Origin of the sequence: Candidatus Kuenenia sp., from assembly GCF_027493735.1 — a bacterium.
GTDB lineage: Bacteria > Planctomycetota > Brocadiia > Brocadiales > Brocadiaceae > Kuenenia > Kuenenia stuttgartiensis_A.
The window spans coordinates 202,573-223,619 of the sequence record NZ_JAOSKF010000021.1 but is presented as its reverse complement, the minus strand read 5'-3'; the positions used below and the strand labels follow the sequence as shown (position 1 = coordinate 223,619).

The 21,047-nt window shown below is 38.0% G+C and carries 17 protein-coding genes and 2 tRNA genes; 8 read left to right on the top strand and 11 right to left on the bottom strand.

What is annotated here, in order from left to right; all coding sequences use genetic code 11:
* Positions 1–16 precede the first annotated feature (16 nt).
* Complete coding sequence (locus M5U24_RS14915) at positions 17–1,756, top strand: TPR domain-containing glycosyltransferase (protein ID WP_164994667.1); 1,740 nt, start codon at positions 17–19, stop codon at positions 1,754–1,756.
* A 60-nt stretch (positions 1,757–1,816) separates the two neighbouring features.
* Here the strand turns inward: M5U24_RS14915 and M5U24_RS14910 are convergent, their stop codons facing one another.
* From M5U24_RS14910 to M5U24_RS14865, 10 genes are all read right to left on the bottom strand, one after another.
* On the bottom strand, positions 1,817–2,785 hold the full coding sequence (locus M5U24_RS14910; protein WP_099324347.1) for a hypothetical protein: 969 nt from the start codon (positions 2,783–2,785) through the stop codon (positions 1,817–1,819).
* A 91-nt stretch (positions 2,786–2,876) separates the two neighbouring features.
* Positions 2,877–3,650, bottom strand: a complete 774-nt coding sequence (gene ccsA, locus M5U24_RS14905; RefSeq protein ID WP_099324348.1) for a cytochrome c biogenesis protein CcsA — start codon at positions 3,648–3,650, stop codon at positions 2,877–2,879.
* On the bottom strand, positions 3,647–4,735 hold the full coding sequence (locus M5U24_RS14900; protein WP_157820396.1) for a peptidylprolyl isomerase: 1,089 nt from the start codon (positions 4,733–4,735) through the stop codon (positions 3,647–3,649). Before M5U24_RS14900 ends, ccsA begins: the two co-directional genes overlap by 4 nt.
* A gap of 300 nt (positions 4,736–5,035) precedes the next feature.
* Positions 5,036–5,120 (bottom strand) — tRNA-Leu (locus M5U24_RS14895).
* 129 nt (positions 5,121–5,249) lie between these two features.
* A tRNA-Cys gene (locus M5U24_RS14890) sits at positions 5,250–5,322 on the bottom strand.
* Positions 5,323–5,556: 234 nt separating this feature from the next.
* A complete protein-coding gene (locus M5U24_RS14885; protein ID WP_164994666.1) occupies positions 5,557–7,449 on the bottom strand; it encodes a cytochrome b N-terminal domain-containing protein in 1,893 nt (630 codons plus the stop codon).
* Positions 7,450–7,477: 28 nt separating this feature from the next.
* On the bottom strand, positions 7,478–7,966 hold the full coding sequence (locus tag M5U24_RS14880) for a Rieske 2Fe-2S domain-containing protein (protein ID WP_099324351.1): 489 nt from the start codon (positions 7,964–7,966) through the stop codon (positions 7,478–7,480).
* A gap of 254 nt (positions 7,967–8,220) precedes the next feature.
* Positions 8,221–8,781 (bottom strand): YceI family protein, encoded by a 561-nt coding sequence (locus tag M5U24_RS14875; protein WP_099324352.1) that lies wholly within the window; start codon positions 8,779–8,781, stop codon positions 8,221–8,223.
* 138 nt (positions 8,782–8,919) lie between these two features.
* Positions 8,920–9,888: an orotidine-5'-phosphate decarboxylase gene (gene pyrF / locus M5U24_RS14870; protein WP_230405757.1), complete on the bottom strand. Its 969-nt coding sequence runs from the start codon at positions 9,886–9,888 to the stop codon at positions 8,920–8,922.
* A gap of 38 nt (positions 9,889–9,926) precedes the next feature.
* Positions 9,927–10,490: an aminodeoxychorismate/anthranilate synthase component II gene (locus tag M5U24_RS14865; protein WP_099324353.1), complete on the bottom strand. Its 564-nt coding sequence runs from the start codon at positions 10,488–10,490 to the stop codon at positions 9,927–9,929.
* Positions 10,491–11,034: 544 nt separating this feature from the next.
* Between M5U24_RS14865 and nusA the strand changes: the two genes are divergently transcribed.
* From nusA to M5U24_RS14830, 7 genes are all read left to right on the top strand, one after another.
* Positions 11,035–12,108: a transcription termination factor NusA gene (nusA, locus tag M5U24_RS14860; protein WP_099324354.1), complete on the top strand. Its 1,074-nt coding sequence runs from the start codon at positions 11,035–11,037 to the stop codon at positions 12,106–12,108.
* A gap of 49 nt (positions 12,109–12,157) precedes the next feature.
* Entirely contained in the window at positions 12,158–14,449 is a 2,292-nt protein-coding gene (gene infB, locus M5U24_RS14855; RefSeq protein ID WP_298202836.1) for a translation initiation factor IF-2, read from the top strand.
* A gap of 239 nt (positions 14,450–14,688) precedes the next feature.
* Positions 14,689–15,012, top strand: a complete 324-nt coding sequence (locus M5U24_RS14850) for a DUF503 domain-containing protein (protein ID WP_099324356.1) — start codon at positions 14,689–14,691, stop codon at positions 15,010–15,012.
* 55 nt (positions 15,013–15,067) lie between these two features.
* The gene (rbfA, locus tag M5U24_RS14845; protein ID WP_099324357.1) at positions 15,068–15,445 is read left to right on the top strand and encodes a 30S ribosome-binding factor RbfA; all 378 of its coding nucleotides are present in this window, start codon (positions 15,068–15,070) and stop codon (positions 15,443–15,445) included.
* Positions 15,442–16,314, top strand: a complete 873-nt coding sequence (hisG, locus tag M5U24_RS14840; RefSeq protein ID WP_099324358.1) for an ATP phosphoribosyltransferase — start codon at positions 15,442–15,444, stop codon at positions 16,312–16,314. Before rbfA ends, hisG begins: the two co-directional genes overlap by 4 nt.
* A 220-nt stretch (positions 16,315–16,534) precedes the next feature.
* On the top strand, positions 16,535–18,097 hold the full coding sequence (locus tag M5U24_RS14835; RefSeq protein ID WP_164994665.1) for a tetratricopeptide repeat protein: 1,563 nt from the start codon (positions 16,535–16,537) through the stop codon (positions 18,095–18,097).
* A gap of 44 nt (positions 18,098–18,141) precedes the next feature.
* Positions 18,142–18,891 carry a YebC/PmpR family DNA-binding transcriptional regulator gene (locus M5U24_RS14830; protein WP_164994664.1) on the top strand — a complete coding sequence of 250 codons (750 nt, stop codon included), beginning with the start codon at positions 18,142–18,144 and terminating at the stop codon, positions 18,889–18,891.
* 175 nt (positions 18,892–19,066) lie between these two features.
* Here M5U24_RS14830 and ftsH read toward each other — a convergent pair whose 3' ends face one another.
* Positions 19,067–20,917, bottom strand: a complete 1,851-nt coding sequence (gene ftsH, locus M5U24_RS14825) for an ATP-dependent zinc metalloprotease FtsH (RefSeq protein WP_164994663.1) — start codon at positions 20,915–20,917, stop codon at positions 19,067–19,069.
* Between the last annotated feature and the right edge of the window lie 130 nt (positions 20,918–21,047).

Sequence of the window (21,047 nt, the reverse complement as noted above, 5' to 3'; positions counted from 1 at the left end):
AAATAGGAAATGTTTTATGACCAAAGACCCTGAAAACAATAACCACAGGTCCACCATATCGGCATGTATGATTGTGAAGAATGAAGAAGGTTTTTTGCCCCAATGCCTTGAGAGTATAAAGGGGGCGGTTGACGAAATAATTATTGTCGATACCGGTTCTTCTGATAAAACAGTGGACATCGCAAAATCGTTTGGCGCAAAAGTATATCATCATCCATGGCGCAACAGTTTTAGCGAGGCGAGAAACTATTCTTTGGGTTATGCTACATGCGATTGGGTTTTGCAAATAGACGCGGATGAAAAACTGGAGCGGGAAGATATTCCCTTATTGCATAAGATTATTTGCAACTCCGCCTGCAATGCCTTTTATGTAGCTATCTACAGCGAGCTTCCCGGTGGATTGTCAAAACATTATTTCACAAGAATATTCCGCAAAGGGAAGGCTCATTACGAAGGAATAGTACACAATCAACTTGTGCATGAGGGTCATTCCCGTCCATCTGAAGTGCGGATGTACCACTATGGATACAATCTGTCCGCAACGAAAATGGAAAAAAAATATAAACGGACAGGGGATCTTTTACGGAAACAACTGGAAGAGAATCCTGAAAATATTTTTGCGATAGCTAATCTTGTAAGAAATTATAGAAATGAGCGCAATTATGATGAAGTGATAAAACTAGCAGAGAAAGGACTGGGAATATCTGAACCGGCTCTCGACCTCTCAACAAAAAATCAAAGGCAAAGGATCAGCATTGACCTTGCTTTCGCGCTGATGCGCAAGGATAGGCTGGACAGAGCGGAAGATGTGTGCAAAAAGGCATTGAGGGAAGATCCTGATTTTCTCGATAATTTGTTTATGTTAGGTGACATATTAAGCAGAAAAAAAGCTTTTCACGAGGCATTGGGTATTTACCGGAAATTTCTTGTCGTTAAAGAAAAAGACCGCAGATCTCCTGATTTTAATTTACTTATTGTAGATACCTATGAGTACGAACATAAGGTGTATAACAACATGGGAGATTGCTACAGAAATCTGGGTTTACGGAACGAAGCGGAAAGAGCATATAAAAGAGCAATAGAGATTTTTGATAAAGAAACACTGTGTTATTCAAGCCTCGCCCGTTTTTATTTATCACAAAACCGTTTAGATGAAGCTGCAAACGTACTTGATTCCGCAATACAATCAGGAATCGCAGATCATTTGACATTCTTATTGCTGGGTGAAATAAAAACAGTTCAAAACAAGACAATTGACGCCATAAATTCTTTTAAAATGGCAATTCAAAAGGATGAAAAAAATATAACGGCATATGCTTGCCTTATAAATGTATTAATTCAGTCAAATCAATTGGAGGAGGCGGAAGGATTGTTAAAAAAAATATCCTCCTTTTATCCACATCATATAATAGTTAAATGTATTAATGAAAAAATTAATTCCCGGCGTGGTGATAAGGATAGCGCCATTCAGTTTGTGCGTCGTATAATAGCGTCTAATCCTTCGGATAATAACGTATATTTAGAACTCGGGAATCTCTGTTTAGAGATAAATGAGTATGCGCTGGCTATTGAGGTATATGAGAAGTTTTTAAGAGGCTCTTCCGCACAGGATGCAAAAATATTAACGAATATTGCTATGTGCTACGCTGGTTTGGGACAAGTAAGACCGGCAATTGTCGGCCTGAAAGCGGCACTCGAAATAGACCCTTCTTATCAATCTGCAAGAAAGAATCTCTCTATTTTGGAGAAAAAGTGAAGGGGAATATAAGATATATTAAAATCAGATTTTTCCAGTAATAATTCTTCCATAAAATGGTTAATAATTAACCATCTTACCAACCATCCTTATAACCACAAGCACCGTCCCCAGGGAAAAGAGTACCACCGTAACGAGGGACAACGGGATACTTGGATTATTTTTGATAGTGACGAAAACCCCTGGCACTGTTTTAATATCAAGAAATGCAATCTTTGTTCCCAAAATTTCCTTTGCGTTATGTTCACCAACGGTAAGGTATATGCTTTGGGTTTCCCTGTTTTGGGTGGTGGAAAGTAGTTTTACCACGGGATAGCGATATTGGGGTGGCATGTATAAATCTACCATTCTGGTATTTTGGCCGTTTAAGGTGAAAACTTCATTTGCCTTAAGATTGTGCATCCTGTCTCCGACTTTAAGTACCACGGAAGAAACCGTATTCCCATAATCACGCAATAAGACTGCTAACGCTCCATTATTCAAAACTACGGGATTGTTATAACCGATTGTATCTTCATATTCGGCACCGTCTTTTCTTACTGAGACATAACCCGTTATTTTTTTAGGCATGCCATTTGGATAAGAACTTGTATCAAGACCTGTCACCTTCATTTCAAAGCCGCCCATGTCGGTCCATTCTTCTGAGACAGAAATTGGAGGCGATAAAGAACAATACAACCCCCCAATAAGATGTACGACCAAGGTTACTATAAAACCAACATGCATAATTGATGCCCCATATAAAGGCACTTTTTTAATCCCTCCTCTCACTTTTCGAAGGACAGAATCCGTGGTGCAGAAGAAGGCGTTTATGCCGTAAATAATGCATGCAAAAAAAAGTAGATAAAACCAGATGTGAATGGGTTTCTTATGACTGAAGAAAAAGATAATATCTTCTCCGGAAAGGCCGGAATAATGATAAGGATAAAAATTCATTATAAGACTTCCGATGATAAGGAGTCCTGTAACTGAAAATCCAATAATTATCCCTAATTTTTGGGACTTAATAAAATCATACACCTTTTTCATTTTTTCAATAGAACCTTATCTAGAAATATCCGGATTTATTATGTGGCTTGTTTACAAATTTTCGTAAAAACAAAAGAGGTTTTGCTGCATCTTAACTGAAACTGTGAGAACTTCCTATGACAAAGCTAGTGCCGATATATGTCATCATCAGTATAAAAAACCCTACGATGGCAAGCGGCGGCTTTAATTTTTTTGCTTCAGGCCAATAATCCAGGTGCAGGCAGGTTGCATAAAAAAACCATATGATAACAGACCAGACCACCTTGGCATCCCATAAAAAATAAGACCCCCATGCAACGTATCCCCACAAACCTCCGAAAATCATTGAAATGGAAAAGGCCGCCAACCCGTATCGGAACCCGGAATCTATTATTACATCATATGTTTTTTTATTTCCCTTTGCAAAATAACGTGCGATTGCTGCCGCCATAGAACTCGCCCATAATGCATAACAGAAAAATGAAAGGGGGACATGCAATGCGTACCATATGGTAAGCATTAAGGGAGGCGCAAAACTCAAACCCATTTTAAAAAAAGTGGCTGCTGCCACAAAAAAGCCGTATCCAATACCAAACAATGTCATCCGGTAAATGGGACTTTCTGCTTTGGAAAAAATAAGCAATATCATGAATGTTGCCGTGGCAAAGGCATGGAATGATTCGAATTTATTTGTAAGAGGAAAATAGCCTATCGATAGACCACGTATGGTAATAACGGCTATTTGTAAAATAACAATCCCCAACAATACAGGAAAACGTATTTTCCACCTGGTAAATCCGACAAACCAATACATCGAATACAGGCCGAAACACACCCAATATAAAACAATAGAAATCTGATTAAGTAGTAGCGCCTTTTCCATCATTGCAAATTAATTTCAACCTGTGCATTATCCCGAAGATCGTTGATCAGATCACCCATTTCAATCGCAACTAATTTTTCACGGACAGTGTCTTTGACAGCATCAAAACTTACATCTTTTGCCGGAGCGTGATTTGTAACATAAATTAAGTGATATCCAAATTCTGTTTTAACCGGCTCACTCACCTTGCCGACTTCTGTAGAAAATGCCGCGTTAGCAAAAGTTTCCACCATCACCCCATGCCTTGGGAAAGAACCGAGTTCTCCTCCCGTTTTCCCAGTAGGACATTCAGAATACTTTTTGGCCAGTTCCGCAAAGTTCGCGCCGTTATCCAGCTCTTTTTTTATCGATTCAATTTTAGCCCTTGCTTTGTCCAAATCTTCCTGCTCCTTCATTCCCTTTGTTCCTATAAGTATATGGCTTGCGGTGACCTCTTCTCCTGTAAATTCATTAATATTTTTAATGAAATAGTTTTCCAGTGTTTTATCATCAACATTATTAGTCACATAAGCATCAAGCGCCGCAGACATTCTAATTGCAGTACTTAGCTCATCAATATTGCTGCCCTGGATTTCGAGAAATTGTTCTAATGTTTTCCCTTCTGCAGCAGGATTCTTTGCTATATTTTCCCGCATTTTATTGATTTCGTTATTTACAACGTCATCAGCGACATCCAAACCTTTTTCCCGGACAAATTGCCTTAAAATTGCCTGTGTAACAAGCTGCTCAGTAATTTGTTTTTCCAAAGAGGGTATCGCCCCAGGAGGCACTTGTTTTCTGAAACGATCAAGAATTTTATCAAGATCCTTGCGGAGAATTTTTTCTTCATTTACAGAAGCAATTATTTTGTTAGGATCAGGTTTTTCTTTCTTGCCGTGAACAAACCCCATGCCATGGTCGCTTCCGGAAGTGGCGACAGCCTTCGTTTCTTGTCCTAAATTAACGTTTTTATGTATTTCTTCAAAATCTCTTTCGTTTGCCTGACTACTTAATTGCGGGACGTCCGATTCATCCTTTCCACAACCACTGACGGCAGCGAGCATTAACAATCCTGAAATAATTATAAAAGTAAAATGTTTTCCTACCATAAGAACTCCTTTTAGCCTTTTTGGAATAAAACCCAAAACGTTTATCAAAAATAAATATCCTGAATGTAATAAAACACAAAAAATCTGGTTATTCAGATCTATAAGTATTTTTTTCTTAACACTCTTTGTTTTTGTCGCAAAAACCCGATTGTCATAAGAAAATTTTAAGAGAGTAATACAAAACAATCCTATTTAAAAAAAAGTTCCTTAATATGCCTATTTCAAAAAATCTATTTTGTGTACCAAAACAAAACGAACGCCAATATAACGATAGATTAGATACCTGTTTAAATATGTACATGGGCGAGGTGGGAGTCGAACCCACACAACCGTTTAAGGTCAAAGGATTTTAAGTCCTTCGTGTCTGCCATTCCACCACTCGCCCTGTGATATGTATGTATGTGAGCGTTTGTTTTACGTGTAACTATTACAAATGCTAGAATTCGAGGGTTAAATGAATGTCTTGAAAAGCGAAGAGTTTGCAGGGGTGCTTCTTGTTTCAAGATATAAAAAAAGGCGGCACTGGGATTCGAACCCAGGATAACGGTTTTGCAAACCGTGGCCTTAGTCCACTTGGCGATGCCGCCGATAAATTCTCATAATTTCTACCAATACTGTCGGTAGTATTAAACACAGATTGTTGCATCATTGGTTTGGAAGGTTTACAACAAGTACTGCATAATTCGAACAGGTCTCAGTGGCAAATCAATTTTAGATCGGCAAAAAAGTTAATCGTATCATTAAGAAGGAGATTAGGCAAGAAATATTTATTAATTACCTTAGCACCTATAGCGAGTACGGGGTCTAGCAAAATCTACCACTCATTTTGAAGCAAACTGGTATTTTTCGGTTAATAAACCAAAGTGTATACTTGGTGTTAAATAAGAAACCGCACTGACATTTTTCATAGATTCCTGCATTTTTAAATTAAAGTGGTCGGGTTGTTTGTTGCACGTTTGTTGAGAATTTTCGGATACCGTTAGTCTTTTTTCATGTTGCATACATTCTGAGACGAGAAGACGGTCTTTTGATAAAGAAATAAGATATTTCACCAAGGCATCCAATTCGTTGGTGCTAAGTTTTTCCTCGAATCCCGGCATTTTATTTTTCGTACCATAGAATTTTTTATCGTCCGGGTTTTTAATGAAACCCTTTAACCACTCTTCCGATAAGTAATCGGTTAAATTAGGCGCAATCTTTATTGCATTTTTATCGCCTATGGGATGGCAGATAGCACAATTGCCTTTAAGGGTTAATTCTCTGCCCCTTTCAAGGCTATCTGTGTTTGTATTGAGTAAATTTCCCGATTGGCTTAATAAAAACTCTGTAATGTCCCACACTGACCCTTCCGGGAGTTTTATCGCCGGCATCACACCGGACTCTCCGAAATATTTTTTATCTCTGGGATTTTTGAGTAACCCAAACAACCACTCCCGTGATCCAAAGTTGGTAAAATCAGGGGCGTTATCCCCCCCTATTCCTTTTAACTTGTGGCATCCATTACAATTTTGCTTAAAAATTTTTTCCCCTAAATAAATAGGGTCATTCAGGAAAATAGACATCCCTCCTTCCGGATGAATGCCTTTTTTTGCGAGAACGACTGCCCTAGCGGCCTGAATTTCAGCGTCTTCACGCTGATGAATAATATGAATATCATGTGCATCATGATGCATTGCAAGGACGGTCAATGCAATTGCCCCTGCCATTCCAGAAGAGACCGTTGCAAAGAAAGGAATCCTTTTGGCGGGAGAATTTGAAGGTGTTCTATCTATGAACGGCAAAACAAGGAGAAATACAAGACCAATCATTGGTACGATAACGGTACCTACAATCAGGAGATTTCCCTGACAGTATTTTAATAGCTGAAATAAGAATAAAAAATACCATTCTGGTCTGGCAAGATAATTGGATGCCGGGTCAGCCGGCGCCTGAAGTTCTGCCCCCCCTTTCCAAAAAACCCATACTGCCAGAACAGCATAAATGATCATGGCAAATACGATATCTTTAAACACCTGATCCGGCCAAAAAGGGTCAACCCGCTCCTTTAACAGCTTTTCACTTATTTTCCAATGAGGAGTTACACCATGCTTGCGAAACAGAGCGACATGGACAAAAAGAAAAAATACCAGCGAAATTGGCAATATGAATACATGAAGTGTAAAAAACCGTGTAAGGGTGAAATTACCATAATCAGATCCGCCTTGGTGCAGCACTTTAATGTACTCGCCAATTACAGGGATAGTTCCCATGATATTGGTAGCAACCTGCGTGGCCCAGTATCCTTTTTGATCCCATGGCAAAAGATATCCGGTCAACCCAAATCCCATGAGAAAAACAAGAAGAAAGACCCCGGTAATCCAGTTAAGTTCGCGTGGTTTTTTATATGCGCCATAAATAAACACCTGGAAGAAATGAACAATGGCTAAAATTATCATTGCGCTTGAACCAAAATGATGGACGCCCCTTACAAACCAGCCAAAGGAGGTTTGTTCCTGTATATAGTAAACGCTTCCCCATGCTGTCGTCGAAGAAGGGGAATAAAAACTGGCCATTACTATCCCGGTTATCGCCTGAAGCATGAAAAGGAATATTAATCCACTGCCAAAAACATATGTCCACCGTGCGCCGCCATGCACAGGTTCATCCAAGGCGGTTTTAAGCAACGTGTTTAAGCCGGTTCTATTATCAATCCATTCGTAAAATTTATTTGCCATAGTGCGGTTCTGCCTTATCTTAAATATCTTAGGTTATATTTTTATAATCAACGAAAACAGTATTGTTTTCAACTTTTGTCCGATAACTGTACATGCCGCGAGGAGCAGGTCCGGATATTGTTTTGCCATTTACATCGAAGACACCCTCATGACATGGACACAAAAATCGGGAAACATCATTTGCCCAGTCTATACCACAACCAAGATGGGGGCAATTTGTTGAAAACACCTTTAATGAATCATCTTTTTGCCTTATAACCCACACAGATCCCATCACCAATCCTTCAAAGATATTCCACGCATCCATCTTCGAAGAGGTCACCGCCACTTTTTTAGGGATACCGACGGGAAAGTCATCGAGCTTGCCAATACCAATGAAATCTTCAGTCCCATAGACGGTTTCTTTCAGCCATGGATGGATTATCAATCCTATTATTGGAGCTAGTATGCCTGCAACAAGTGTTCCACCCAAAATATTCGAAATAATCTTCAAAAAACTTCTTCTGCTCTTTTCCATTCTTTATTTTCCTTTGTCTTTCCGGAAGTACTATTATGAGATCATGTCTAATAACTTTTAGTCCTTCATGTTATGTGCGATGCATAAGATTGTTTCATAAAATAATCACTGTCGCAGCTTTCGGGGAAGGATATGGTTGTTTTTATTGCCTTTTCATAAAAAGCGTTCATTTTATTTATTTACGCTCGCAAATCAATGCTAAATTTTTAAAAATGAAAATTAAATTTTATCACAAACGATATTTCCTTTGAAACTTATTTTAAAGGAAACGAAAATGCGATGGTGATATTATTCTTTACTTTCAAAGCGCCTAGTAATGCCTTGTATGGTTTTATGCCATACTCTTTTTGCATCAAATCAACAGACCCTTTCAGGATGCTTTCAACCGTTAATTCGCAGTCAAATTCGATAGTATTTGTAACGCCATGCAAGGTTAATTCTCCAGTGGTATGGTAACCGACATTGTTTTTACCAACACCCGTCGATTGGAAGCTTATTGTCGGATATTTTTCTGAATGAAGCACATCGTTATTTGTAGCCTCTTCAATTTCCGATTTATCCTTTTCTTTTAATGTATCATTTTGTTGCTGGCCATTCTTCATTGCACAGACTACTTTTAATGCGTTTGCCGGTATTGTCACATTTATTGTTGCGGATGAAAGGTCATCGGAGGGGATATTTAAATCAACTTTGAAACGAGTTACATCCAGCAATAAATCATGCGCAACGGTGCTTAACATTCCTTCCTTAAAAGTATAAACCTGTATTTTGCCTGTATTTTCATCAAAAGAATATGTACCTGCTTTTATCGCCATGTCTTTCTCCTCTACCGAACATTAGCAAACCGAATCCGTCTTAAAACAACCTAAAACCAGTAATATCAAACTTATATTCCTGATTTTTCATTTTTTTTAAAATTATTCTCTGCGTAATTTGGAGTAAAAAAACAATATTCATCGTGTTTGAGCTGGTACACACTTATTTAAATCTTCCTTCATATTCATTACGGCATTCTGCGCGGCTTCTTTCCATGTTTGTGCGCCATATTTATCTTTCCAACTTCGGTTATTATATGCGTAGAGGATGGAACGGGAAGCATTGATAATTGCTCCGTAGCCGTCTGAATTGAAACAATTTTTTATATCTTCCGCTGTCGCCCCCTGGGATCCATAGCCTGGAATAAGCAAGTAAGCATTGGGCATTGTTTTTCGCAATATCAAGATATCTTCAGGGTATGTGGCGCCGACAACGGCGCCTATTGCACTATATCCATATGTTCCAATTGACCGACTTCCCCATGTATGAATTTTTTCTGCAATTATTTGATGCAGCTTTTTTGTGCCGCACAAAAGGTCTTGAAATTCAACAGAGGAGGGATTGGAGGTTTTTGCCAGTACAAATATGCCTTTATCGTATGTTTCCGCGTTTTTTATAAAAGGGAGTATACTATCCACTCCCAATAAAGGATTAACCGTGATGGCGTCCGATTGGAAAGCAATTTGGGTGGTGTTGTTTATCGAAACCTGTCCAATATGAGCATTTGCATATGCAGCAGCCGTATTGGGAACATCGCCTCTTTTAACATCGCCAATGACAATAAGCCCCTTTTGCTTTGCATAATGAATAGTTTCTGCGTATGACCAAATACCCTGCCAGCCATAAAGCTCATAAAATGCAATTTGCAGCTTTACAATACCCACCAAATGTTCCAGAGTGTCAATGACTTGTTTATTAAACTCCAGAATAACGTTTGCTGCATATTTAAACGCGTCATCCTGCAATTTTGAAAATTGTTGCTTAATAGACTCGGGTATGAGGTCAAAGTGAGGATCTAATCCTACCACCACACAACAGTTTTTTTTCTGTATGGCAGTTGTTAATTTATCTGAAAAATTTGCTTTACGGTTTATTGCTATCGCCACATCGAATGTCCTTAAACAGCAGAAATAGATGTAAATAATTAAAGCATTAAAAAGTTCTTAAGAAGCTTTGGACCTTCTTCGGTGAGAAAAGATTCCGGATGGAACTGGACCCCTTCCAGTAAATGAACCTTATGCCGAATCCCCATAATTTCATCGTTGTCGGCTCTTGCAGTAATTTCAAAGCAATCCGGCAGAGAATCTTCTTTCACAATGAGCGAGTGATAACGTGTGGCCATAAACGGATTGGAAAGTCCCTTATAAATAGTCTTGCCATCATGGATGATCATTGAGGTCTTTCCATGCATAAGCCTTCGCGCACGAATAATATCTGCACCATATGTATAAGCGATGCATTGATGCCCTAAACAAACCCCCAGTATAGGTATTTTACCGGAGAAATACCGTATGATATCATTTGATATGCCTGCTTCTTTAGGAGTACATGGTCCAGGTGAAATAATAATATGCGATGGGGTTTCTTTTTCGATCTTATCAAGACTTATTTTATCGTTTCTAAAAACTTCCATTTTTTCGCCAAAAGCACCTATTTGCTGTACGAGATTATAGGTGAAAGAATCGTAATTGTCAACAATGATGACCATGATTTCCGTTTGTCCTCAGACTGATACTATAAAATGAAATATTGAATAGCAAAAAAGTTTTTAAGTACAGTTTAAATAAGCGATTAGATAATACCTGCAGTTAACGCTGCAAATGCAAAAACAACTTGACAATATGACATTTTTTGTTAAAATTTAAAAATTATAGACGTTGCAATATATTAATGTATGCTTTCATAGGTTGCTGTAGTTTCGCCGTTTCAGGCTTACTAAGAGTCCTAAATAGGAAGACAGCTTCAGATAAAAGTGGGTTATACCCACTTTTTTTTTTAATATTCATGATTATGTCCTTATATTGATTATAGTAAGAAGATTGAGAAATTTATAGTTAATAATTTTTGGACTATGCATATTTATTAATGGTTTCGCATTGACAAAGTAAAAATATACCAATTAGAAATATATTGTGTCAATAATGTTAAGTATTTAATGTTTTTGTGTCTAAATATACTTTATAAAAAAATTTGCATCAATGAGCAGTGTTTATTATTGATTATTTTCTAAATTTCATTTTAGATAAAATGGTATGGACAAAGAAAATTTACTCCGTTTAGTGGATAGTTTGCATAGAGACAAGGAAATTGCAAAGGAAGTAGTGTTTCAGGGCATTGAAGCTGCCTTAATTACCGCAGCAAAGAAGCATTTCAGGTCACAGGAAGCCGTTTCCATACAGATAGATAGAAAAACAGGGGAAATAGTGGCTATGGAAGGAGACCGCAAAATAGACCCTTCTGAATTAGGTAGGATCACTGCCCAAACAGCCAAGCAGGTCATTATTCAAAAGATTAGGGAGGCAGAGAGGGATGTGATTTTCGAAGATTTTTGCAAGAGGAAAGGGGTAATTGTTAGCGGTAAGGTGCAAAGGTTCGAAGGGGCTACTATGATTGTAAATTTAGGCAAAACAGAAGGTGTTTTACAAAAATCGGAACAAACGGCCAATGAACATTATACCATAGGAGAACGGGTTCGGGCAGTTATTCTTGATGTAAAAAAAGTGGGAACACGTGTAAAAATAACACTGTCGAGAACTCATCCCGATTTTGTTCGAAAGCTTTTTGAATTAGAAGTGCCGGAAATTGCTGAAAATACTATCGAAATTAAAGCACTGGCAAGAGAAGCAGGCCAGAGGTCAAAGATTGCCGTTGCTTCAAGTGATGAGAATGTAGATTGTGTAGGCGCGTGTGTTGGAATGCGCGGGTCCCGTATCAAGAATATTGTTGATGAGTTGAATGGCGAAAAAATTGATATTATCCGGTGGAGCGAGGAGCCGGAATTGTTATTACCCAATGCTTTGAAGCCTGCGGAAGTTTCGGGAATAATTTTATCTCCCGAAAATCGAACGGCTACAATCGTTGTTCCAAATGATCAGCTTTCTTTAGCGATAGGGAAAAGGGGGCAAAATGTGCGCCTTGCTTCAAGACTGACTGAATGGAATATTGATATCATTACCGACGCAGAATTTGAAAAAAGGCAAAAAGCCGACGATCTTGAACTTGCAGAAGTTGCCGACGCAAATAATGTTTCTACTAATGACCTCTCGGGGAAAAATGTTGCTGCCACGAATTCTGAATATAACGACAATGTCGAATCAAAGAGTTAATAATGAGGAAATAAATTTATTTTTTGGGTAATTGTTTTTGGGAATTTAAATGGGAAAAGTTAGAATTAGTTCGCTTGCAAAAGAGTTAGGCATTAAAAGTAACAACTTAATTGATAAATGCCATGAGAAAGGGTTAACGCATATCAAACACCATGCGAACACCCTTGATCCTGAACAAGTTGAAATGCTAAAAAAACTGTTCCGGCGAACTCCAAATGATTCGGCTACAAAAAAGGAACTTAAAGTTAAAGAGGCCATTAAGGTTGATGTAAAAGAACAAAAACGAGAAGATAAGACTATATCGCAGGAAGATAAAGAAATCAAAGCTGTTCAACCAGACAAAATTGTTAGATTTCACAAAAGCACACCTCGGCAAAAGCAATCCACGAAAGTTGCACCTTCAAAAGTATTTTGGAAGAAGAAGCAGGTTGGTGGCCCTTCACATCAAAAAAACAAGGGATGGCGTGAAAGATATGTAGAAGTTAAAAAACCTGTAGTTAAAGAACGAGAGTCGCGTGTGATTATGGAGACGCCAATTACGGTAAAGGATATATCATCTAAATTAGGAATTCGTGCAAATGAAATTATAACAAAATTGTTGCTCGAGCATAATGTACGCGCAACAATAAATCAAATCTTAAGCGAAGAAATAGTGCAATTATTAGGCTTGGAGTATAACGTAGAAATAGAAATTAAGAAAAAAGAGGCTTCGGAAGAATACGATTTCGTTGCGGATCAAGTATCCGCAAGAGAGGAAGATAAAGTACTTCGTGCGCCAATAGTTACCTTTTTGGGACATGTTGACCACGGAAAAACATCGTTACTGGATTGTATTCGCAAGACGAAAGTTGCAGAAGGGGAGGTAGGCGGAATTACGCAACATATAGGCGCACACAAAGTGGAAACAAATGGCAAGCACGTTGTGTTTCTAGATACGCCAGGACATGAAGCTTTTACCGCAATGAGGGCGAGAGGTGCAAATGTCACAGACGTAGTAGTCCTTGTGGTTGCAGCAGATGATGGAGTGATGCCCCAGACAGAAGAGGCCATTAATCATGCTAAGGCGGCCAATGTACCAATAATTGTTGCAATTAATAAAATTGATAAGCCAAGTGCAAATACTTTGCGAGTTAAGCAACAGCTTTCTAATTTAGATTTGATACCTGAAGAATGGAGTGGAAAAACCCCATTCGTGGAGACTTCTGCAATAACTGGAGCAGGGATTGATACATTATTTGAATTGCTTTGGTTGGAATCGGAAATACTTGAATTAAAGGCTATACCAAAGAATCCTGCAAGGGGCGTTGTCCTGGAGGCCCATCTTAGTGAGGGAAGAGGCGTTGTCGCGAATGTAATCATTCAAGACGGAACTTTGCATCAGGGCGATATTATTCTTTGCGGAAGGACATATGGCAGGGCCCGTCTTTTAATTGATGATAAAGGGAAAGAGATAAAAGAAACAGGCCCAGCCTCGCCGGTTTCAATTTCTGATTTTTCTGATATCCCTGAGGCAGGTGATAAGTTTTATGTAGTGAGCGATATACAAAAAGCCAGAGAAATTGCCTTGGAGAAAAGAAACAAAGACAGGGAAACTTCGCTTGCAAAACATCAACATATTACCCTGGATAATCTTTATTCCATGATTGCAGATGGTAATGTGAAAGAAATCAAAATAATCTTAAAGGCCGATTACAAAGGCTCTGTTGAAGTATTGAAGAAGGCCCTGGATGCGCTGTCTACGAGTGAAATTAAGGTGAGGATTTTACATAGTGCTGTTGGTGGCATTACAGAGTCTGATGTACTTCTGGCAGACGCGTCTGATGCGTTAATTATCGGTTTTTATGTAACCGCAGAAGAAAAAGCGCGTTTACTGGCAGAAGAAAAAGGCGTGGAGATCAGGCTTTATAAGATTATTTATGATGCAACTAACGAAATAAAGGCTGCAATGGAAGGAATGCTGGAACCTGAAAAAAAGGAAGTGGTATTAGGTTATGTTGAAATCAGACAGGTGTACAATATTTCCAAATACGGTAATATTGCAGGATGTTACGTAAAATCTGGTAAAATTACAAGAAATTCACTTGTTCGTTTGATTCGCGAAAATATTATTATTTATGATGGAAAGTTAGAGTCATTAAAAGTCATGAAAGACGATGTAAGAGAGGTGAAAGCTGGATTCGAGTGTGGTTTAAAAATAGCCAATTTCAATGATATCAAAGTTGGTGATATCGTTGAGGCATACGAAATACAAAAAGATTGCCAGAACCCTTTCTGTATAACAAAAAATATTTTACAAATTTTTAGCGTATGTTTATTATATTTGTGTCGTAAAAGACAGTAAAATCAAAAAACACTTGTATCTTGCGACTTGAATACGGAGGATGATATCTCGTATGTGTTTTTTTAAGGATGCTATGCTTTCGTTAAACACTAAGCCAAATTCTTGTTGTCAAATGAAAGAAAGCAATATTTATCCAAGGTTACACAATAACTAAATTAATTTTAAAAAGAGAGTATATTTTGTTTGTATTTTAAAATAATTAATATCAACAATTAAATCAATTTTACCCATGCAGCGCTATGAATTTGGAATTTTACAAATCTGACGATACCATAGTTGGTTTGTTGTGTGTACAATTGATTCTCCGTAATGCGAGAACTTTAAAAGAAAAACGACGTGTCATAAAAAGCTTAAAAGATCGTGTAAAAAATAATTTTAATGTCTCAATATCGGAAACAGGTGTATTGGATAATTGTCAGTATTCTAACCTGGGAATTGCGATGGTGGGAAACGACAGACAGTACATAAACAGCACTCTTTCCAATTTAATTAATATGTTTGAATGTGCATCCTCATTTGAACTTGCCGGATACCGTATGGAATTTATGTATTCCAAGTCGTAATAAAATGTTTCGTGGGAGTTTATTTTTATAAAAGGCGGGTTGATTACTACGGCTTATGTCTAAAAGAAGAGCGGAAAGACTATCTGAATTTATTAAACAGGAAGTAAGTAAAATTATACTTTATAAAGTAAAAGATCCAAGACTGAGCTTTATAACAGTAACCGAGGTGGATATATCAGCAGATTTGAAAAATGTAAAGGTCTATGTTTCTGTGCTTGGTAACGAATTGGAGCGGAAAAATACTATGTGTGGGCTGGATCATGCCAAAGGATTTATACAGACGGAATTGGGGTCTTGTTTGCGAATAAAATATACCCCTCACTTGAAATTTTGCCTGGATGAATTAACTGAAAAACGTAATCGTATCTTAAAAATTATTGACGAAGCTGTTCGTGGAAGTTCTGTAATTGAAAAGAATGGATCGGAAGAATGAAAACATTAAATTTTGGTTTGCCGAAAGGCAGTTTGCAAGAATCTACTATTGACATGATGAAAAAAGCGGGCTATACGGTTCGCGTCAATTCTAGGTCATATTACCCCACAATTGATGATGATGAAATAACTATAAGATTAATTAGGCCGCAGGACATGTCAAGGTTTGTGGAAAAAGGTATTATTGATGCGGGTCTAACGGGCGCTGACTGGGTAAAAGAGGCAGGTTCCGACGTTAAAGTAGTGGTGAACCTTGTCTATGCGAAACAACAACTCACAAAGGTCAAATGGGTATTGGCCGTTCCGGAGGATTCAGAAATAAGGTCTGTGCAGGATCTAAATAATAAAAGCATTGCTACGGAGTTGGTTAATGTTACCAGACAATATCTTGCGGAGAAAGGAATTGTCGCTGATATTGAATTTTCTCATGGTGCAACAGAAGCAAAGGCGCCTGCTTTGGTTGATGCGATCGTAGAGCTTACCGAAACAGGCAGCAGTCTCAGGGCTAATAAACTTCGAATAATAGATACAATTATGGAGTCGGCAACCCAGCTTATCACTAATCACCAGTCATGGAAAGATGATTGGAAACGCACAAAAATAGAAAATCTTGCCATGCTTTTTGAAGGAGCAATCATTGCACGTGAAAAAGTTGGATTAAAAATGAATGTACCTGGAGATTCCCTGGAAAAGGTATTAAAACAATTGCCTGCACTGAGGAAACCCACGGTCTCGACCTTAAGCGAAGGTGCCGGCTATGCGGTTGAAACAATGGTAGATCAAAGCATCGCGAGAAACATTATTCCGGCATTAATTAGGGCAGGGGCTGAAGGAATTATTGAATATCCATTAAATAAAGTAATACTTTAACGACCCGTAACTATTTAACCAATTGAAGTATTATAGCACCATCATGCCACTTTCCCTGCACTTAATAGTCGCTATTTTTTAAAGAAGGCTCGATACGGACAATCGGTAGCTTTATACGGATTCGTCGTATAGCGTATTTTCCATTAGGTAGAGGTATTGCTTCGCCAGTAGTTACTTGCTATTTTATTTAAAGCTTGCAAAGTGTAAAAAGAAATATGAAATGTTTTGTAAATCATTTACCATTATTGTTTTATCCGTAATTATCTTCTTTCTGGAGTTTTTGGGATGTAGTAATGTTACCATTAGGAAAAATTCTCCCACATCCGGAGAAGGGGTATTTCTACACTTAAAAAGAATGGAAGATGCGTTTTCCTACTTTAGTGCGGGGTACTTTTTTTTACTAGAGAGAAATTGGGAAATGGCTGCTGATAATTTTGAAAAGGCGAATGAAATAGACCCCAATTCTGAGAGGGTCATAAAGCATTTGGCTACCTGTTATTTTCAATTAGGCAAGAATGAAAAAGCTATAAATGCCCTCGAAAAACTTGCGAATCAAACCCCACAGGAATTCAGCCTTCATTACACACTGGCCACTCTCTACGAAGCAGTTGACAGAAAGAAAGAGGCAATTTCGGAATATGAATATGCCAGAAAATGTAAAATTACCAAACTGGACGAAGTTTTTCTGGCAGACTCCCTCTATCGGCTTGCAAATATTTATATAGAACTGGGCATGATAGAAAAAAGTGCGGAGTGTTTTAAAACCATGTTTAATATGAACATTATTGCCCGCCCGGCAAAGTTTCATTATGAAATTGGGTTAAAATACTTTGAGAAAAACATTGTTGATATGGCGCTGGAACATTTTTTGAAAGCAAAAAAATATGATCCGGAACTAACTTTTTCGAGTTTTTATATAACACTATGTTATGATATTTTAAATGATCATGATACTGCTGTTGAAGAAGCGAAGGAATTTCTTCTTAAAGAACCTGAAAACTGGATAATGCGCCTTACACTCTCTGAAATTTATGAGAAATTGGGAAAAAAAACGGAAAGAAATGGAGAAATAGAAAAAATTAAGGAAATTCTCGAAAACAACATAGAGATAGGCAGCAGGAATCCAAGAGAATATTTTTTACTCTGTCAGATATATAGCAGCCAGAATAACATTGACGAAGCGACAAAAACAATTGAAAAAATGAGATTGTTACCATTAGAAGCAGAAACAGAAAAAGATGTTCACTTTATGTTGGCCAATCTTTATTACCAATGTCAAAAATATGATACGGTGGAAAAAGAATTGCGTTTGGCCATAAAGATAGACCCTGATTTTCACGAAGCCAATAATTTCCTTGGATATTTTTTTGCGGAAAATAACAGAAATATTGACGAGGCAATTACATTAATCAATAGAGCCCTTGACTCTCAACCAAAAAATGGCGCGTATCTTGATAGCTTGGGTTGGGCATACTATAAAAAAGCGCAAATAGAAGAAAGAGATGATTATTTATTCATGGCGCTTCAAAAGCTGGAAGAGGCGATTAAACTATTGGAAGATCCGTATATTTTTGAGCATCTGGGAGACGTGAATTATAGCCTGGGCAGTTGGTACGATGCGTTGGGCGCGTGGGAAAAGGCAAAGGTATTGTATGAAAAAACACACGTCTATGAAAAACAATTGGAAAATGTAACACATAAAATTGACAAAATAAAACGTCTCATTTCTTTAGAAAAAAACAGTACAAAAATAATAAAACATCATTTAAAGAAAAAAATATAGTTTGAAAAATTAAATTCTATGTATTTAAGTGGGGAATAATACACTTGGCAGGACATTCACATTGGGCTGGGATAAAACATAAAAAAAGCATTGCTGATGCTAAAAGAGGCAAGGTGTTTTCTAAAATATCCAGGATGATTACTATCGCTGTCAAAAAAGGTGGTAGCGACCCTAATATGAACCCGAAACTGGAACTTGCAATAAGTAAGGCGCGGATGGCAAATATGCCGAAAGACAACATAGAGCGTGCGATACAAAAAGGTATCGGAACGGGAGGCGATAATATCGAATTGCAAGAATGCTTGTTTGAAGGGTATGGGCCAAATGGAATAGCAATAATGATGGATGCGTTAACCGATAATAAAAACAGAACCGTGCCAGAACTAAGAAAACTATTTGAAAAGTTTGGCGGCAATATGGGTGAAACAGGTTGCGTTTCCTGGATGTTTGAAAAAAAAGGCATTATATTGGTGAACAATAATGTGTGCGTAGAAGATGAATTTATGATGCTGGTGTTAGATGCGGGTGCAGAGGATTTGCAAACAGTGAGGGAGTATTATCAAGTGTTATGTGCTCAAACTGATTTGGATGCAGTTAAAAAAGCTATTGAAACTCAAAATATAACCATAGAGAATGCAGAAACAAGCTGGTTGGCAAATAATACTATAGAGGTGGAAGGAGAAGCATATCGAAAAGCGCTTCAGCTTATAGAGGCGCTAGAGGATCATGATGATGTAAATAGTGTTTACTCTAATCTGAACTTTGCACAAGAATTTTTTGAGGCTGAAAAGTAAACGCTTTCCCAAAAGTATAAATTTTGTTTTTTTGAAAGTTGAGGTGTGTTGCTTTTGCACATGGATGGAAAAAGCACACGGGAATTTAGTAGTACTTACTGTGCATAATTATACTACGCACTCTACAAACGATGGGCAAAATCATTTACGCGGGTAATTCATCTGGTGAAAAATCTTACTCTTTATCACCACTGAGGGAAATATCCTTCTTTTTTAAATTTAGTAACTCAAGAACTTGTTCTCCATCAAGGACTTCGCACTCTTCGAGTTTTTTTATCAATACATTAAGCTTACCCCGGTTGTCCTGAATTAATTTTCTCGATTTTTCGTAACATTCATTAATGATTTTTGTCACTTCTTCATCAATTGTAACAGCGGTTTTTTCACTGTATTCCTTTTCCTGAACAAGATCATGACCTAGGAAAATATTACCAGATTGCCTGCCAAAAGTCTGAGGGCCTATTTTCTTACTCATACCAAATCGGCAAACATAATTTCTTGCTAGTTTTGATACCTTTTCAATATCATTTTGGGCACCTGTTGAAATTTCATCTAAAATAATTTCTTCGGCGGCCCTACCCCCAAGCAAGACACAGATATTTTCCAACAATTCAGACTCCGTTGTTAAATACTTATCTTCTATCGGCAATTGCATGGTATATCCCAAAGCAGCTGTTCCTCTGGGAATTATGGAGACTTTATGTACTGGATCGGTTTTGGGCAACATAGCAGCAATAAGAGTATGGCCAGATTCGTGTATAGCAACAGTTTTTTTCTCTGCTTCACTCATAATCCTGCTCTTTCGTTCAGGTCCGGCCAAAACTCTGTCAATTGCAGCTTCCAGATCTTCCATCCCAACAGAATTTTTATTGTGCCTTGCCGCAAGAAGTGCTGATTCATTAATAACGTTTGCTAAATCGGCTCCGGTAAAACCGGGCGTGCGTTTTGCTATCGTTTTAAAACTAACATCCGGATCTATTTTTACACTTTTTGCATGGACTGCCAAAACAGCTTCTCTTCCAGAAAGATCAGGCCTGTCGATCGTTATTTGGCGGTCAAAGCGCCCTGGACGTAATAAGGCGTTATCTAAAACATCCGGTCGATTTGTTGCCGCAATAATGATTATGCCCTTTTGTGAGTTAAAACCATCCATTTCTGCCAAAAGCTGGTTTAAGGTTTGTTCCCGTTCATCGTGCCCCCCGCCAAGCCCCGCTCCCCTTTGCCGACCCACACTATCAATTTCATCGATAAAAACAATACATGGCGCCTTTTCCTTTGCCTGCTCAAACATATCCCGCACACGGGCAGCGCCCATGCCGACGAACATCTCAACAAAATCCGAACCGCTGATAGAAAAAAAATGTACCCCGGCTTCTCCCGCAACTGCTTTTGCAAGAAGTGTCTTTCCCGTGCCTGGAGACCCTATCAGGAGAACACCTTTGGGAATTTTCCCCCCCAATTTTTGAAATCGATCGGGATAAGCAAGAAAATCCTTAATTTCCTTTAATTCTTCTTTTGCTTCATCGCATCCGGCGACGTCGGCAAAGGTTATTTTTTGTGTGCCATTATCAGAATAAAGTTTGACTTTTGCTTTGCCAAAAGACATGAAAGGGGAACCCATACCGCTAAATTTCTTTAATAACAAAAACCAGACAAGCGTCATAACACCGAAAGGTATAATCCACCACATAATCATGCTTTTTAGAAAATTATTTTCCGGTGCACCTTTAAAACGTACTTTTTGTTCCTCAAGTTCATTCACCAACGCCTGGTCTTGTATAGGAACAGTAAAAAACGCAATCTTGTCTTCTTCACCACCTTCAGCGGAAAGTTTTTTATAATAACCTCGAATAATATTCTGGCCCACGGTGCACTCGGATATATAACCATTCTTAAGATAGAGTCTAAACTGGCTATAAGACACTTCTTCTGCTTTTGGAGAAAAAAACATCTGTGCCAGATATACAATAGCAAAGAAAAGGAGGATGTAACCAAGGGAAAAAGACCGCCTTTTGTTATTTTTCATGGAATGTTTATCTTTGATCATGTAATTAATAAAATAAAATATAAATATTCAAAAAAGATAGACAGAACAATGAATTATATTAGAAAATATGTCTATTGTCAAAATTTAAATCCCTGCTTCCGGGGATGAT

What these genes read in the sequence shown, in the direction of transcription:
- infB (WP_298202836.1), top strand. Translation starts at nt 12,158, where the DNA reads ATGGGAAAAGTTAGAATTAGTTCGCTTGCAAAAGAGTTAGGCATTAAA.
- M5U24_RS14875 (WP_099324352.1), bottom strand. Translation starts at nt 8,781, where the DNA reads ATGGCGATAAAAGCAGGTACATATTCTTTTGATGAAAATACAGGCAAA.
- M5U24_RS14835 (WP_164994665.1), top strand. Translation starts at nt 16,535, where the DNA reads ATGTTTTGTAAATCATTTACCATTATTGTTTTATCCGTAATTATCTTC.
- M5U24_RS14885 (WP_164994666.1), bottom strand. Translation starts at nt 7,449, where the DNA reads ATGGCAAATAAATTTTACGAATGGATTGATAATAGAACCGGCTTAAAC.
- hisG (WP_099324358.1), top strand. Translation starts at nt 15,442, where the DNA reads ATGAAAACATTAAATTTTGGTTTGCCGAAAGGCAGTTTGCAAGAATCT.
- ftsH (WP_164994663.1), bottom strand. Translation starts at nt 20,917, where the DNA reads ATGAAAAATAACAAAAGGCGGTCTTTTTCCCTTGGTTACATCCTCCTT.
- rbfA (WP_099324357.1), top strand. Translation starts at nt 15,068, where the DNA reads ATGTCTAAAAGAAGAGCGGAAAGACTATCTGAATTTATTAAACAGGAA.
- nusA (WP_099324354.1), top strand. Translation starts at nt 11,035, where the DNA reads ATGGACAAAGAAAATTTACTCCGTTTAGTGGATAGTTTGCATAGAGAC.
- M5U24_RS14865 (WP_099324353.1), bottom strand. Translation starts at nt 10,490, where the DNA reads ATGGTCATCATTGTTGACAATTACGATTCTTTCACCTATAATCTCGTA.
- M5U24_RS14850 (WP_099324356.1), top strand. Translation starts at nt 14,689, where the DNA reads ATGAATTTGGAATTTTACAAATCTGACGATACCATAGTTGGTTTGTTG.
- M5U24_RS14915 (WP_164994667.1), top strand. Translation starts at nt 17, where the DNA reads ATGACCAAAGACCCTGAAAACAATAACCACAGGTCCACCATATCGGCA.
- M5U24_RS14900 (WP_157820396.1), bottom strand. Translation starts at nt 4,735, where the DNA reads ATGGTAGGAAAACATTTTACTTTTATAATTATTTCAGGATTGTTAATG.
- M5U24_RS14880 (WP_099324351.1), bottom strand. Translation starts at nt 7,966, where the DNA reads ATGGAAAAGAGCAGAAGAAGTTTTTTGAAGATTATTTCGAATATTTTG.
- ccsA (WP_099324348.1), bottom strand. Translation starts at nt 3,650, where the DNA reads ATGATGGAAAAGGCGCTACTACTTAATCAGATTTCTATTGTTTTATAT.
- M5U24_RS14910 (WP_099324347.1), bottom strand. Translation starts at nt 2,785, where the DNA reads ATGAAAAAGGTGTATGATTTTATTAAGTCCCAAAAATTAGGGATAATT.